Below are 15,529 nucleotides of genomic sequence, written 5' to 3'. Positions count from 1 at the left end.
ATAGGATAACAATATTGAAAAATAAACGCTACCTTGCTCGATATGTCTCTTTATTGCTGCTCATGTTCAGTACGGTGACAATCGCAGCGGATCCAAAGGGTTCCGGCAAGGTCCATCTACAAGGGGCGATTCGCAATTCAACGTGTATGATCGATACAGGTTCAACTGATCAAACGATTGAGATAGGCAAAACACCTATGGCTGAAGTTTATAAAGTCGGTGAAGGACCCAGTAAATTTTTCAGTATCAAACTCATCGACTGCAATTTTGAAAAAAAAGTAACTCAAGCGTGGCAAGGCTTTTATATCACCTTTGATGGTCCCGCTCATGATGATGCTTTTCAAGTTTTCGGGGATGCCAGAGGGGTCGAACTCTCTTTAAAAGATAGTCGTGGCACAATAATTACACCAGGTAAACCATTTTTACTCAACGGCACCGAAGATAATGAATCAGGCTTAACTTATGAGATTAAACTAATAGCTAATGGCCACTATCTAAAACCTGGTTATTATCAAGCGATCATACGTTTTAAACTCGATTATTACTAATTTTTTCACCCACGTTCATTCAGTAGGTATATTTTTTATGTCTTTTTGCTTAAGCAGGACACATATCTGGTCATTTATCGCTTTTATGGTGAGTATTACTTGCGCCAGAGCGACTTATGCTAATGATTATGTGCAGTTTAATACCGATGTATTAGATCTAGAAGATAGAAAAAATATCGACCTCAATCAGTTCGCCTTACCAGGCTATATTATGCCCGGTACCTATACCTTAAAAGTGAGGATGAACAATGAAGCTGTGTCAGAACAACCCATTGAATATTATGCATTGACTGAAGGTAATAGTCAGGCATGTTTATCAAAATCATTGATCGCTCAGTTAGGCCTTAAGCCGGAGATACGTAACAAACTAACCTGGCTGCATGATGAGCAGTGTCTTGATTTAAATAGCTTACCAGGTATGGAAGCTAAAGGAGACTTAGCCACTGCGACACTGAATATCCAAATTCCACAGGCTTATTTAGAATACCGTAGTAACACTTGGGATCCACCATCATTATGGGATGATGGTGTGAATGGTTTACTGTTTGACTATAACGTCACAACCCAAATGAACAGTAGTTATAAAAACGACCATAAATACTATAATATTAATGGTAACGGTGTAATGGGCGCTAACCTTGGCGCCTGGCGAGTACGCGCTGACTGGCAAGGTCGTAGTAATCATAGCTGGGGAGAAACCAACGAGAAAACACAGAATGTTTTTGATTGGACAAGGATCTATGCTTATACCGCCATACCACAACTCAATGCCAAACTCTCAATTGGAGAGAATTATCTAAGTTCAGCGCTATTTGATAGTTTCCGCTATACGGGTATCAGTCTAAATAGCGACCTGAATATGTTACCACCTAATTTACGCGGTTATGCCCCAGAAGTGACCGGTATTGCGAATAGTAACGCGACGGTGATTATTACTCAGGCAGGCCGTGTTATTTATCAAACGCAAGTACCTTCAGGTCCATTCCAAATTCAGGATCTACCGAGTGGGATCACCGGGCAATTAGATATACGCGTGGAAGAACAAGATGGCAGCGTACAAAATTATCAGGTCAATACTGCCTCAATTCCCTATCTGACACGCCCTGGTTCGGTACGTTATAATGTTGCACTCGGTCGTCCCACCAATCTTGATAGACACACACAAGGAAACTTCTTTGTTACCGGCGATTTTTCCTGGGGGATCTCTAATGGTTGGTCACTATTTGGTGGCAGCCTAAATAGTGAAAATTATGATGCGCTATCCTTAGGTTTAGGACGCGATCTCTTTAAATTTGGTGCTATCTCATTGGATATGACACAATCATTTACGCGATTTCCTGAAGAAAAAATGATGACTGGCGGCTCTTTCCGAGTGAACTACTCAAAACGATTTGATAGCTACAATAGCCAAATTCAGTTTGCTGGATATCGGTTCACGCAACGTAACTATATGAGTATGTCGGAATATCTCACCGCACTAGAGACCGGCGATCGTCGTAAAAGTAGTCGTGAAATGTATACTCTCTCATTTAATAAGAATTTTACCGATATCCAAGCTTCACTCTATTTTAATTATGACCATCAAACTTATTGGAATAGTTCAAATGTTGATCGTTATAGCCTTATGGCCTCAAAATATTTTGATATTGGCGCATTAAAAAATATCAGTGTCTCACTGTCTGCATACCGACAAGTGTTTGATAATAAGAATAATGATGGCCTATTCTTATCGCTCACCTTACCGCTTGGCGATGCTAACTATTTAGGTTACTCATTAACCCAAAATCGTCATGAAACCATTAATCAAGCTAACTATTATAGTACGTTAAGTGATAAGACTAACTATCAAGTCGCAGTCGGTAACGCTAAACAGGGAACAACGGCCAGTGCCTATATCAACCATCAGGCAAATAATGCCCGTTTAACCGCAAATGTTAACTATATGAATAACGAATATTACTCATTTGGTGTCAGTGCCAAAGGAGGGATCACCTTAACCTCAGAAGGTGTCGATACTCACCGAGTATCTAGACTAGGCGGCACCAGACTGTTAGTTGATACCGATGGCGTCGCTAATATACCCGTGAAAGGCAGTAGTTCAGCGGTGACCTCAAATCGGTTTGGTAAAGCGGTGATTCCTGATGTGAATAGCTACTATCGTAATAAAGTCAAAGTTGACTTAAATAAACTGCCAGAGGACGCAGAAGTCACCGACTCAGTCGTTCAATTTACCTTAACCGATGGCGCTATTGGCTATCGCAAATTCAGTGTGCTTTCTGGTCAAAAAATGATGGTCAATCTGACACTGGAAAGCGGCGAGCTTCCCCCTTTTGGCGCGCAAATTATCAACAACCGTCAACAGGAAACGGGTATCGTAGATGATAATGGCATGGCTTATATCAGTGGTATTCAACCCCATGAAGTGATGTTTATAAAATGGAACGGTGCACAACAATGCCGCATCGTCTTCCCAGCGCAATTAACCGATCTATCTAAACGATTATCGCTGGTTTGCCAAGCGTTAAATAATTAGTTAAATAGTCGAAAAAATAGACTAATTAGCTACGTGCCGAAAAGATTTTTAGATACTATTTCTTATCAACAAGAGATATATGAGGAATTATGATGAAAACCCCAAACATCCGTTATTTGTTACTCGCTGGTAGTGTGCTCATCAGCACATTTTTATCGTCAAATTCATTCGCGGCGATCTCACTCGATCGTACCCGTGTCATTTTTGATGGCAATCATAAATCAGAATCGATCAATGTGGCTAATAAAAATAAACAGTTACCCTATTTAGCCCAAGCATGGATTGAAAATAGTCAGGGACAAAAAATTAGCTCACCGTTCGTGGTATTACCACCGATTCAGCGTATTGAACCCGGCAAAGCGAGTCAGGTAAGAATTGAAGCGCTGCCTGAAGTCAAAAATTTACCCCAAGATCGTGAGAGTTTATTCTATTTTAATTTACGGGAAATTCCACCAAAAAGTGATAAACAGAACGTTTTACAACTTGCGCTTCAAACGAAGATTAAGCTGTTCTATCGCCCTGCCGCAATCAACGAAATATATAAAACGAATTGGCAACAAAAATTACAACTTATTATCCAAGGATCAACCGTTAAATTTAAAAATGACTCACCATTTTATGTCACAATTATTAATGCCGCGGCCACCAAAGCAGGTTTAGCCAGTAATCGTTTTGATCCGGTAATGATAGCGCCCTTAAGTGAAACTAAATTAGCGATAACAGCCAATTTACTCGGTAACGCACCGGTGCTCACTTATATTAATGATTATGGTGGACGGCCGAATTTGTTTTTTCAATGTAAAAATAACGTATGTCACGTTATTAACGATTCTCAATAATTAGGTGAACAGCGTATGTTTATCAGTAGCAGATTAAGATACCAAAAGTGGATGCAGATCATGGCTATCACTGTAGGTACCATGTTTACCGTTTCTAGCCAAGCCGTGGTCGATAATTGGCGCCAACCCGTTAATGATTGGGAGGCAGCTAGCAATCAGGGGGTGTTATATATCCAGGGCTCACTCACTCAAGGTAGCTGTTTATTATCAATGGATTCAGCGTATCAAGCCATTGATATGGGCAATACCGTCACGGCAGATCTCAAGAAAGTCGGTGATACAGGGCGACCTGTCGAATTTAGTATTGAGTTACTTGATTGTCTGCAAGCCTTAACTACCCTCACCAATAATCGCACAGATACGGTAACCTGGAGTAATCAGCAACCGGGCGTAAAAATACGTTTCTTATCGGCAACCAGCGCGATGAATCCGGATATTATTCAGGTCAATGGCGCAAAAGGATTAGGTTTACAGCTTATTACTGCTCATGGTCAAGTGCTATCGATAGGTGAAAATACGCCACCTCAATTATTAAACCTCAACAGTAATAAACTGAGCTATTTCGTTCGACCAATAAGAACAGCCGCACCATTAGTACCCGGTGCTTATCACGCGATAATCACTTTTGAATTAATCTATGATTAATCGACTCTGGAGTATTAATGATTCACATAAAGCGTTTTAACTCTTTGCTATTAACCGTCTTGCTCCTGCTGATTAGTCAAGGTTTATGGTTAGGCTTAGCCATGAAATCTGCTTTGGCTATCGGTAATATTCATATCACAGGTTTATTAATCAGTGAACCTTGTACGGTTTTACCGGAAAGTGCCAATATTGAAGTTAATTTTGGTGCATTGAATGATCGTGATTTATATCGCCTAAATCGAATTGAGCAGCCATTTCAAATCAATCTGACCGACTGTGATAATGCGATGGCCAAAACGATCAGCATCGCCTTTATGGGTAATGCCAGTAGCCAACAAACGGGCTTATTGGCCATTGATAGCCAAAGCCAAGCGAGTGGCGTTAGCATCGGCATTGAATCTGATGGTGGCCAGCTCATTGCCATTAATGAGAAAAATGGCCCCACATACCCTATCATCAATAAAGATAATACACTAATTTTTAAAGCTTTTTTACAGGCAGATCCGACAGCCATTAGCCAGAAAACTATCGGTCTTGGATCATTTAGTGCTACGGCGACTTTTTTGCTACAATATAATTAATTGGTACAAAATATGAAAAAATATCTGTTTATGTTGTTCATACTGCTGCAGTTGCCTCAGGCGGCAGCTTTTGTTTGCCAGAATAAATTGACCGGCAAAGAAATCGCCAGTAATGCGACAGTAACGATTGCAATTCCTATTGATGAAAACCTACAGCATGGTGATGAGAATATTTTTGGTAATGTCGGCGATTATCTAGAATGTAAAAATCATTTTCCTAACATTTATGTAGACTATATGGATCTGGCTGCTGGCGGTGTGACCGTTGGTAGTGTCATCTCATCACTCGATACAGGGATATATATCAAAGGTCAACGGCTTTCATCAAAAAATACGCCCAAAACCAATATTCTGACACTCACCGATAGTCTGTATCATCCTGTTGATATTCAAATGTTTTTTGTTACGCCCGCTGGACTTGGCGAAAGTTTAATTATCGAAAAGGGACAAACGTTGATGAAATTAAATTTAAATAAACACAGTACTTCTAACGGTGCCACGAATGTAGAAGAGAATTTTGTCTGGATATTCACCGCAGCGAATAAATCAGTACTAAGCACCGGAACGTGTAGTATTAATAATAATGAAGACATCTACGTCGATTTTGGTTTAGTTCCTAAAAATAAAATTGCGACCACCGGATTAGATAGCATCACACAAGCTGTTGATCTAAAAATTGATTGTAATGATAGCAGTATCAACAATCAGAAAATCAAAGTAACACTCAGTGCGGATGTAGCGGATTTTTCCAGCGATACGATTGCCACAAACATGAACGCGACCCTTGGCGTACAGATGTTTCATAATCATGTATTGGTCGCGCCATTTGGCAGTTTTCAATCAACGCTCAATGGTGGTATGGCTGATGAACAAGTGACCTTTGCCTTAGTTAAACAGGCCAATTTAAGCAGCAGTGATTTAGCGGACGGCCGTTTTTCAGCCAGTGCCTCACTCATTCTATCACTACCTTAAATATCCCCCAAAGACAGGCTGATGAGTACCTATCATCAGCCTGAAATCGATCTGATCAGTTGGATAAATCTTCACCATGAGAAGCGATCACTTTTTGATACCATGAGAACGATTTTTTCCGTTTCCGTTCAAAAGTACCTTTGCCATGATTATCGCTGTCAACATAAATAAAGCCATAGCGTTTTTTCATTTCACCGCTACTAGCCGACACTAAATCAATGCAGCCCCAAGTCGTATAGCCCAAAATTTCCAACCCATCCTGCTCAATGGCATCTTTCATAGCCTGAATATGCTGGGCCAAATAAATGATGCGATAGTCATCATCAATCGAGCCATCCGGCTCGACAGTGTCAATGGCACCTAAGCCATTTTCCACCACAAATAACGGAATATGATAACGATCATAGAGGGTATTCATCGTGATTCTAAAACCGAGTGGGTCGATCTGCCAGCCCCACTCACTGGCCGCCAAATAAGGATTTTTTAAGGTAGGAAATAAATTTCCCTCTCGGGTTTCATTGATTTTAGGATCACTGCTTGCCACACTAGAGGAGTAATATGAAAAACCTAAGAAATCAGCGGTATGCTGGCGTAAGATATCTGCATCATCGCCGATGATCGGCAACTTAATACCTTTTCGTGCCAGTGTTTTCAAGGCATAGTTCGAATAGTAGCCGTTGATCTGTACATCGGTAAAAAAGAAACTTTCACGATCAATCTCTTTAGCCGCCCAAATATCGGCTGGGTTGGGGGTATTGGGATAGTTTTCCCCGGCCGCAATCATACAACCAATCTGGTAATGATTATCGATACTTTTGGCTAGCTTAGTGGCTAGTGCACTGGCTACTAACTCATGATGGGCTGCCGTATATTTTACCTGTTCCTGATTTTCATGTTCATCAAATACCAGTCCAGCGGCCATAAAAGGCGCATGCAGCAGCATATTGATTTCATTAAAGGTAATCCAGTAGCGCACTTTTCCTTTAAAACGAATAAATAACACTTCACATAACCGTAAATAGGCATCGATCATCTGTCGATTGCGCCAACCACCGAATTTTTCGACCAGATAAATCGGACAATCAAAATGCGAGATCGTGATTAAGGGAGTGATACCATAAGATAAGCAGGTATCCACCATGTTTTCATAAAAACGCAGTCCGGCTTCATTGGGCTGTGCTTCATCACCTTGCGGAAAAATACGTGTCCAAGAGATTGAGAAGCGGTAAACCGAAAACCCCATCTCGGCAAACAGCGCAATATCCGTTTGATAACGATGATACATATCGATTCCCCGCGTTGCCGGATAGTCATAACCCGCTTCAAACTGTAGCATTTTACGGGTACCTGCCATAACCGCATATCGCTGTTCACCAAACGGCAACAAATCGACATTGGCTAAGCCACGCCCATCTTCCATCAGCCCACCTTCAACCTGATTGGCCGCAGTTGCACCACCCCATAGAAAATCTTTTGGAAAACTCATCTTATTTCTCCTTAACTAAGCCTTTTAAGAGTATTTGTCCCGCTGAAATCTCACTGTTATCGGTCGGTAAGATATCTAAATAATCGTCTGAATTGGTGATAATGATCGGTGTCACCGTTGAGAATCCCGCAGCCTGTATCTGCTGCTGATCAAATGAGATCAATGTTTGTCCTTTTACAATCCTGTCACCGGCGGCGACAAAACTATCAAAGTATTGTCCATCGAGTTGCACCGTATCAAGACCGATATGAATTAACACTTCAGCCCCCTCATCAGAAAGTAGCCCAATCGCATGCTTGGTGGGAAATAGCGATGAAACGCGGCCATCAAAAGGTGCCACAACCTCACCTTTAGCAGGCTTGATACCCACACCTAAACCTAACAGTCCTTGTGCAAAAGCCGCATCCTCGATTTGGCTCAGTGGTATGACCTGCCCCGCAAGCGGGCTGTAGACCGTCATACTATTTAAGCTTTGCTGAGTGGCCGCTGCCGCAACGGTATCGGCGGAAGTATGCGTATTATCGAGCGTATCATCTTTATCTTTAAACATAAGCAGTGTAGCGACAAAGGCAATCGGCATCGCAATCGCAATCCCAATTAATCCCACCACAATATCGCCCATGCCTTGCGTTTGCGGATTGATCATGGCCGGAAATTCAAAAATACCAATACCACCAAAGATATATTCGCGTAAATTGGCATAACCGTAATAGGCACCGGCAATTGCAGAAGCAATGCAGCTAATAATAAACGGTTTTTTCAGTGGCAGCGTGATGCCGTAAATCGCTGGCTCAGTGACGCCAAAGAAGGCCGATACAGCAGCAGGAAAAGAGAGCTGTTTTAATTTTCTGTTTTTGGTTTTAAGCATAATCGCAATCACCACCGCCGTTTGTGCAAAGGTGGTGGCAAAGAATGGCATCATCACGTTATCATAGCCTAGTGTCATAATATTATTGATATACACTGGAATCAGCCCCCAATGCACGCCAAAAATCACCATAATTTGCCAGAAAAAACCAACTAAGGCACCTGCCAACATGGGACTAAAATCTCGCACAAGTAATATCCCTTCAGCGATTAAGGCGGAAACAAACGTCACAACCGGGCCTATCAGAATTAAACCCAGCAGCATAGCACAGAGCAGGGTTAACATCGGCACGGTAAAAAACTTAATCACATCGGGAATAATGCGATTAAATAGCTTTTCAAACTTAGCCGCAATATAGACAATGAAGATAACCGGTAACACCGTTGAGGTGTAATTCATGGTAATAACCGGAATACCAAAGAAATCTAAATAGATCGGTGACGAAAACAGCGTATGCTCAAACAGGGTGTATAGCGGTTGTTTTGTCGTTTCAATTTGTGCCAGTTGTAGTCCGGGATAACAGAGTCCCAAACCAATCAGCAGGCCGATAAACGGATTTAATTTAAATTTTTTCGCTGCGGTATATCCCAGAAAGACCGGTAAATACATAAACAGCGCATCACTCATCGCATTGATGATCTTAAAAACGCCGCTGCTATCGGGATATAGGCCCATTACACTGACTAGAATGTTCAAACCCTTTAGCATGCCAGCAGCCGCCATAATACCTAAAACCGGCTGAAAAATGCCAGAAATCAGGTCGATAAGCTGATTGAGTTTTTTCTGTTTTTTGGTATTGTCAGCCTCGGCCGCTTGCTCATCAAGACTGCCTAATTGATGCATGACGGCACTATAGACATCCGCCACTTGGTTACCGATAACCACCTGATATTGGCCACCGGATTTCATCACAGTCACCACGCCATCCATATTTTTTAAGATATCGTCATGGGCGGCCTGATCGTTTTTTAACTGAAACCTTAATCGGGTAATACAGTGGGTTAAGCTGATAATATTCTCTTTACCGCCCACCTCTGCAATGATTTTGCTTGCTAACTGTGTATAATCTGCCATTTTTGCCTCCAAATTAAACCTACGTTTTGAAGGTCTAGCCAACTGAATGTCACTATCCAAAAATTTAACGCGCGATTGCTGGGTTTGTTACTCTTGTTATTGTTGACTTATCACCTTCTGAATATGCACCGTTAAATATAAGCGCTCTTCATCAGAAAGACGATAGTGATAGTTATGATTCAAAAACGCTGTCATTTTTTCAACACAAGCATAGGCCTGCGGATACTTTTTCTGTACAAAAACAATCATATCAGGATCTTCCTGACTATTGTAGGTCTTTTCGGTCACAATACGCTGCGCAAAAAATTTTAAATGGGTAATAAATCGGTAATAGTAGACCGACTCCTCATTCAAATTAATATTGAAAAAATAGCGCACAATATTCGACATATCTTGCATGAGCTGCGTCATTTTAAACGTATCGATACTACCATCTTGCGACTGCGCATTGACAAAATGTAGTGCAATAAAACCGGCTTCATCTTCAGCGAGCGTCATTTCGAAGGTCTGTTGAATCGAGATTAATGCGCGTTTACCGATCTCATACTCGTCAGGATAAAAACGTTTAATTTCCCACAGTAAGGCATTTTTTAGCTCAATCCCTTCTTTTTTTCGGGTCAGGGTATTGTATAAATGATCGGCTAAAGATAAATAGATACTCTCATTGAGTTTCTTGCCCAGCACCAATTTCGATTGTTCAACAATCTCTATCGCCAGCTCAAGATAGGCGAGCGGCATCTGCGTGAGTAATTCTTCAAAACGAGCAAAGGTCTCGCGGTCGGATAGATGAAAAAATTGTTCAACCACTTGCTTATCGACATACTCACCTTTTTGTCGCTTAAAAGCGATGCCCTTACCTTTGATGATCACCTGCTTGCCACGCTCATTTTCAGCTAAGGCCACATTATTGTTGATAACTTTGATGATTTTCATTGATGTATCCCCAAAAACAAAAAAGACCTATTCCACCACACGACAAACCGCAAAAGCGTTATCGGTGGCGTAAATAGGTCTAGCCTGTATTGAAACAGTTACCATCCAATCTTACTACATTGATAAGGTTAATATATCATTTTGCTCAAAAATGTAAAGTGAGCCGAAGCACGAATAAATAACATATTTCAGACCACTAAGACGATAAGCTTAAGGCCTGATACCCTTCAAAAACGCTGACAGAATCAGCGTCTAGGGTTAGTATTCTCAAAGTCAGCGATACCGGCTTGAAGCAACGATTGTCGAATACCAACCAGTGCGACGAGTTAGCAAGCGATATTCAAGCCACTGCCTACATCGCTGAGCAAGGATATATTTATCGGCTTAATGTTGTGTTTCACGATATAAATAGTGAGCTTCATAAGGCTTAAGCACGATCTTATCAGTCAGGCTAAGCGTATCAGGATAGTTACGATACAGCGTCTGCCAATCTCCCAGCTGACAATAGTCCGCCAGACAGTATAATTGCGGTTGATCGGTTAAATTCGCGATGACCTGCAAGGTGGTCTCTTCAAATTGGCGACGATAGTGCCAGATATCCTGACTATTGGGACTCAGCTCCGTGAAATCACCGCAAGTAAAAATCGCATACTGTTGGCGCAGCTTAATTAAGCGTTGATAACAGTAAAATGTCGAATGTTTATCAGCCAGGGCATTGGCAACATTAATCTGTTTGGCGGTTTTACCTATCTCAATCCACGGCGTATTCACTGAGAATCCAGCATATTGACTGCTATCCCACTGCATTGGTGTTCGACTATTATCCCGTGATTTTTGCGCTAAAATCGCCATGATATGTGCTTCTGGCACGCCTTCAGCCAGTAAATGATCGTAGATATTGAGACTTTCAATGTCACGATACTGCTCAATCTCACTAAAATGGGGATTGAGCATACCAATCTCCTCACCCTGATAGATGTAAGGGGTACCTTGCATACCATGTAGCACCATCGCTAACATTTTTGCCGATGCGGTATGGTACTGCTGCTCATGACCGAAACGCGAGACAATGCGCGGCTGATCATGATTACACCAAAATAGCGCACTCCAGGCCTGATTATGCATCCCCTGCTGCCAGGTTTTAAAGATCTTTTTCAGCTCAATAAAATCGGGGTTCGCCACTGTCCATTTATTGCCTTGCGGATAATCCACTTTAAGATGATGAAAGTTAAATACCATCGACAGCTCTTGTCCGGTCAAACAGGCATATTGCTGACAGTGCGCCAGCGTGGTTGAAGACATCTCGCCGACAGTCGCCGTTTGATTTGGCTGAAAGACATCACGGCTGAGCTCTTGTAAAAATTCATGGATACGCGGCCCATCGGTATAAAAGCGCCGCCCATCCCCCTGATCATCATCGGGAAAATCCTGCTGTTTGGAGGCTAAATTCATCACATCGAGTCGTAATGCATCCACGCCTTTATCGATCCAAAATTGACAGACCTGTTTTACTTCATCGCGAACTTGCGGATTTTCCCAGTTTAGATCCGCCTGCTGCACCGCAAACAGATGTAAGTAGTACTGCTGACTTTCTGGATGCCACTGCCAGGCCGGCCCGGAAAATTTAGATTGCCAGTTATTCGGTAATCCGCCATCCGCTTTGCCATCACGCCAGATATAAAACGAGCGATAAGGGCTCTGCTTATCTAACGAGGACTTAAACCAAGGGTGCTCGGTAGAGGTATGATTAAGTACCATATCCATCATAATACGAATATTGCGTTGATGGGCTTTTGCCACCAACTCGTCAAAGTCAGCCATCGTACCGTAATCAGGATTGAGCTGATAGTAATCGGCAATATCGTAACCATTGTCGATTTGCGGCGAAAGGTAGATGGGCGTTAACCAAATCGCGGCAACACCAAGCTCAGCTAAATAATCTAAACGCTGAATAATGCCCTGAATATCGCCCATACCATTACCAGTAGTATCCTGAAAACTTTTCGGATAAATTTGATAAACAACACCAGTCTTCCACCACGCCGGTGAAGATGAGGGGGATAGCGGTTGTGAAAATTGTTTAGTCATCGGTTCTCTCTCTTAATTAGCTTGTAAAGTACCACGACGTTGTTTTACCCGATAAACCAACATCGTTAAGACAACAGGTATAATAATCGCAATCAGCATCGCTAGAATATAAATCCCCCAAAACATCGGCTGAATCGCTAAAATTCCCGGCAATCCGCCCACGCCAATCCCGTTCGATAGCACACCAAACAGGCCACACAGTAATCCCGCCACAGCCGAACCAATCATAGCGCAGAGCATCGGAAATTTATAACGTAAATTGATACCGTACATGGCCGGTTCAGTGACGCCAAGATAAGCGGCGATGGCGGCGGGGATCGATACCTCGCGCTCATTGTATTTACGGCTTATCAAAATAATCCCAACCACGGCTGATGCTTGCGCGATATTGGATAAGGCGATAATCGGCCATAAAGGCGTACCACCGATACTATTAGTCATTTGCAGGTCAATCGCCAGTGTAGTGTGATGAATTCCCGTAATCACCAACGGTGCATACAAAAAGCCAAACAGCGCCGAGCCAATTGGCGCAAAGCTACCGGTCATCAGTAGTTTAACCACATAAGCAATACCATCACCTAGCAGGCGACCAAACGGGCCAATTAAAGCATGGGCAAGGAAAATCGCCACCATTAAGGCCAAAATCGGTACGATCACCAAATAGAGATAATCGGGAATAATGCGTTTTAATCGAACCTCAAACCAGCCTAAAAACAGCCCGGCTAAAATAGAGGGGATCACCTGCGCCTGATAGCCGACTTTTTCAATCGAAAACAGACCAAAATGCCACACTTGCGGCACTGAAATACCGATATTATAGGCATTCATCAGCTGCGGAGACACTAAAGTGATGCCTAACACAATACCTAGCACCGGCGTGCCACCCATTTTGCGGGTCGCTGACCAGCAGATAGCCACCGGTAAAAAATGGAAAATCGCTTCACAGGGCAACCATAAAAAATCATAGAGGGTATTCATCCATGGATAGAGCTGAATCAAGGTTTTTTGCTGACTAAACTGGACTTCACCAATCACATTACGCAGACCCAGCAACAGGCCTCCGGCAATCAACGCGGGAATCAATGGGACGAATATTTCAGCCAGATTGGCTATCAATCTTTCAAAAAAGGACATATTCTGTTTAGCCGCCACTTTAACTTGTTCTTTACTGGCTTCAGTGAGACCTAATTGCTGGATTAAGACTTTGTAGTAGTGTTCAACATCGGTGCCAATAATGACCTGAAATTGTCCAGCTTGTACGAAACACCCTTTCACCGGCGGTAATGCTTTGATAGCCTCAATATCCGCCTGCTCTGGATGATTAAGCACAAACCGCAAGCGGGTCAGACAGTGCGTGACATTAACAATATTTTCTCTACCGCCAATCAATTGAATCAACTGGCTTAGGATCTCGGGATCGATAACTCTTTTTTCCACCATAGTAATGCCACTCCTTACGTGATTGATTTAAGCTGTCTCAGGCGCGATCAAAAGTCAGTTCAATAATCAAATCAATACTTTTGACTCATGAATACACTATAAATCAAATCAGAGACAATCTAAATGGGAACGTTCCCTTAATGTGAGTAGTATCACATATTCTGACTTTTAATCGATACTAGAATTAAACAATAGGGTTGATTTTAATCCTGAAGGTCTCATACAACGCAGTTGACAATTTCTCGCTTTTTCAGCAAGGTTAAGATTAACCTAATCAGATATTATCATCAGCAGACGTGCTGACTCGACATCTTAGAGCTAATAATGGTATGTTGGGGAATATCCTCGCCAGCGAGGAGGCGTAGTAAGCTGGTTGCGGCAATCTGACCCGAGGCATAAAAACCCAGATCAACAGATAAAATGGCTGGATATAAAAATTTGAGTAACTCACTATAACCAATACTACAGACCTCAACGGTATGAATTTGATTCTCTTGCAGATATTTACCAAGTCCTAATGCTAAACTATCGGTTGCACAAACAATGGCTGTCGGATTCGTGGCTAACAGTTGGCTAGCAAGTAGATAACCGCTTTGGCTATCAAGATCACCTAACTGCGCATGACAAGCCAATTGATGCTGCTGACAGAATTGTTGGTATGCTTGATAACGCAATTTTCCCGTCGTTAAGTCCGTCAACTGCACACCAAGAAAACCGATATTGCGATGCTGTTTTACTGTATAAAGATAATTAAGAACTTGGTATACCGCCCCGACATCATCGTAACAGATTGATGGAAAACGATTGATAATTCTGGCCATAAATAGTGCCTTATCCTGCCAAGGTGCAAATAATGTGGTATCAAGATCAGAAAAAGCAAAGGTGATTAATCCATCGACCTGACGACTCTGTAACATTTTTAAATGTGTTTTAACCTGTTGATGGTTAAATTGTGACTCGACAATCATGGCATCAATACCCTGCTGATAAAGTATCGGTAGCATGGCACGAACAGCTTGATTTTCAGCGTATGAATCCAAGCGCGTCACCATAATACCAATCACCTGATGATGATAACCGCGCATCGCCCGTGCTGATTTTGACGGTGAGAACTGCTGCTCGGCAATAATAGCCAATACTTTTTCACGCGTTGACGCTTTCACATTCGGATCGTGATTAATGACACGGGAAACCGTCGATTTACCTACACCACAAAGTTTGGCAATATCTTTAATCGTTAAATTTTGCATGGTTATTAATCAGTTACTCTTTTTAACTATTCACTTTATTCATAAGATGACACGACCACCTCACTCAAGTAGCAGCGATAAATACAGGAAATTTACCGCGTTATCATAGCATAGAATCAAAATCTATAAACTAGCGGAACACATTATCACCGACGACTTAAGCAATTCGCTGTGATTAAGGATTTATGCTACATCAAGGTATTACTTCCGATATTAAAAATTGTCTTTACAAAGTCACTCTTAAACATGTATTTTATATACATGTTTAAGAG

12 protein-coding genes are annotated in these 15,529 nt (G+C 42.0%); 6 read left to right on the top strand and 6 right to left on the bottom strand.

What is annotated here, in order from left to right:
- Positions 1-14 precede the first annotated feature (14 nt).
- The 6 genes from RHO15_05195 (at position 15) to RHO15_05170 (ending at position 6,118) form a co-directional block, all read left to right on the top strand.
- The gene (locus RHO15_05195; GenBank protein ID WVD64904.1) at positions 15-548 is read left to right on the top strand and encodes a fimbrial protein; all 534 of its coding nucleotides are present in this window, start codon (positions 15-17) and stop codon (positions 546-548) included.
- 37 nt (positions 549-585) lie between these two features.
- Entirely contained in the window at positions 586-3,081 is a 2,496-nt protein-coding gene (locus tag RHO15_05190) for an outer membrane usher protein (protein WVD64903.1), read from the top strand.
- Between the two features lie 92 nt (positions 3,082-3,173).
- Positions 3,174-3,920 (top strand): fimbria/pilus periplasmic chaperone, encoded by a 747-nt coding sequence (locus tag RHO15_05185; GenBank protein WVD64902.1) that lies wholly within the window; start codon positions 3,174-3,176, stop codon positions 3,918-3,920.
- A gap of 60 nt (positions 3,921-3,980) precedes the next feature.
- Positions 3,981-4,565 carry a fimbrial protein gene (locus RHO15_05180; GenBank protein ID WVD64901.1) on the top strand — a complete coding sequence of 195 codons (585 nt, stop codon included), beginning with the start codon at positions 3,981-3,983 and terminating at the stop codon, positions 4,563-4,565.
- Between the two features lie 17 nt (positions 4,566-4,582).
- Complete coding sequence (locus RHO15_05175; protein WVD64900.1) at positions 4,583-5,146, top strand: fimbrial protein; 564 nt, start codon at positions 4,583-4,585, stop codon at positions 5,144-5,146.
- 12 nt (positions 5,147-5,158) lie between these two features.
- Entirely contained in the window at positions 5,159-6,118 is a 960-nt protein-coding gene (locus RHO15_05170) for a fimbrial protein (GenBank protein WVD64899.1), read from the top strand.
- Between the two features lie 55 nt (positions 6,119-6,173).
- Here the strand turns inward: RHO15_05170 and RHO15_05165 are convergent, their stop codons facing one another.
- The 6 genes from RHO15_05165 to treR form a co-directional block, all read right to left on the bottom strand.
- A complete protein-coding gene (locus RHO15_05165; GenBank protein ID WVD64898.1) occupies positions 6,174-7,604 on the bottom strand; it encodes a 6-phospho-beta-glucosidase in 1,431 nt (476 codons plus the stop codon).
- A 1-nt stretch (position 7,605) separates the two neighbouring features.
- The gene (locus tag RHO15_05160; protein ID WVD64897.1) at positions 7,606-9,546 is read right to left on the bottom strand and encodes a beta-glucoside-specific PTS transporter subunit IIABC; all 1,941 of its coding nucleotides are present in this window, start codon (positions 9,544-9,546) and stop codon (positions 7,606-7,608) included.
- A gap of 96 nt (positions 9,547-9,642) precedes the next feature.
- Positions 9,643-10,479: a PRD domain-containing protein gene (locus tag RHO15_05155; protein ID WVD64896.1), complete on the bottom strand. Its 837-nt coding sequence runs from the start codon at positions 10,477-10,479 to the stop codon at positions 9,643-9,645.
- 384 nt (positions 10,480-10,863) lie between these two features.
- Entirely contained in the window at positions 10,864-12,567 is a 1,704-nt protein-coding gene (gene treC / locus RHO15_05150; protein ID WVD64895.1) for an alpha,alpha-phosphotrehalase, read from the bottom strand.
- Between the two features lie 12 nt (positions 12,568-12,579).
- Positions 12,580-14,007 carry a PTS trehalose transporter subunit IIBC gene (treB, locus tag RHO15_05145; GenBank protein ID WVD64894.1) on the bottom strand — a complete coding sequence of 476 codons (1,428 nt, stop codon included), beginning with the start codon at positions 14,005-14,007 and terminating at the stop codon, positions 12,580-12,582.
- 287 nt (positions 14,008-14,294) lie between these two features.
- The gene (treR, locus tag RHO15_05140; GenBank protein ID WVD64893.1) at positions 14,295-15,257 is read right to left on the bottom strand and encodes a trehalose operon repressor TreR; all 963 of its coding nucleotides are present in this window, start codon (positions 15,255-15,257) and stop codon (positions 14,295-14,297) included.
- Between the last annotated feature and the right edge of the window lie 272 nt (positions 15,258-15,529).

The organism is Orbaceae bacterium lpD01, assembly GCA_036251705.1.
Taxonomy (GTDB): domain Bacteria; phylum Pseudomonadota; class Gammaproteobacteria; order Enterobacterales; family Orbaceae; genus Utexia; species Utexia brackfieldae.
Note: the sequence above shows the minus strand (reverse complement) of the source record. Positions and strands in the feature narration are given on the sequence as shown.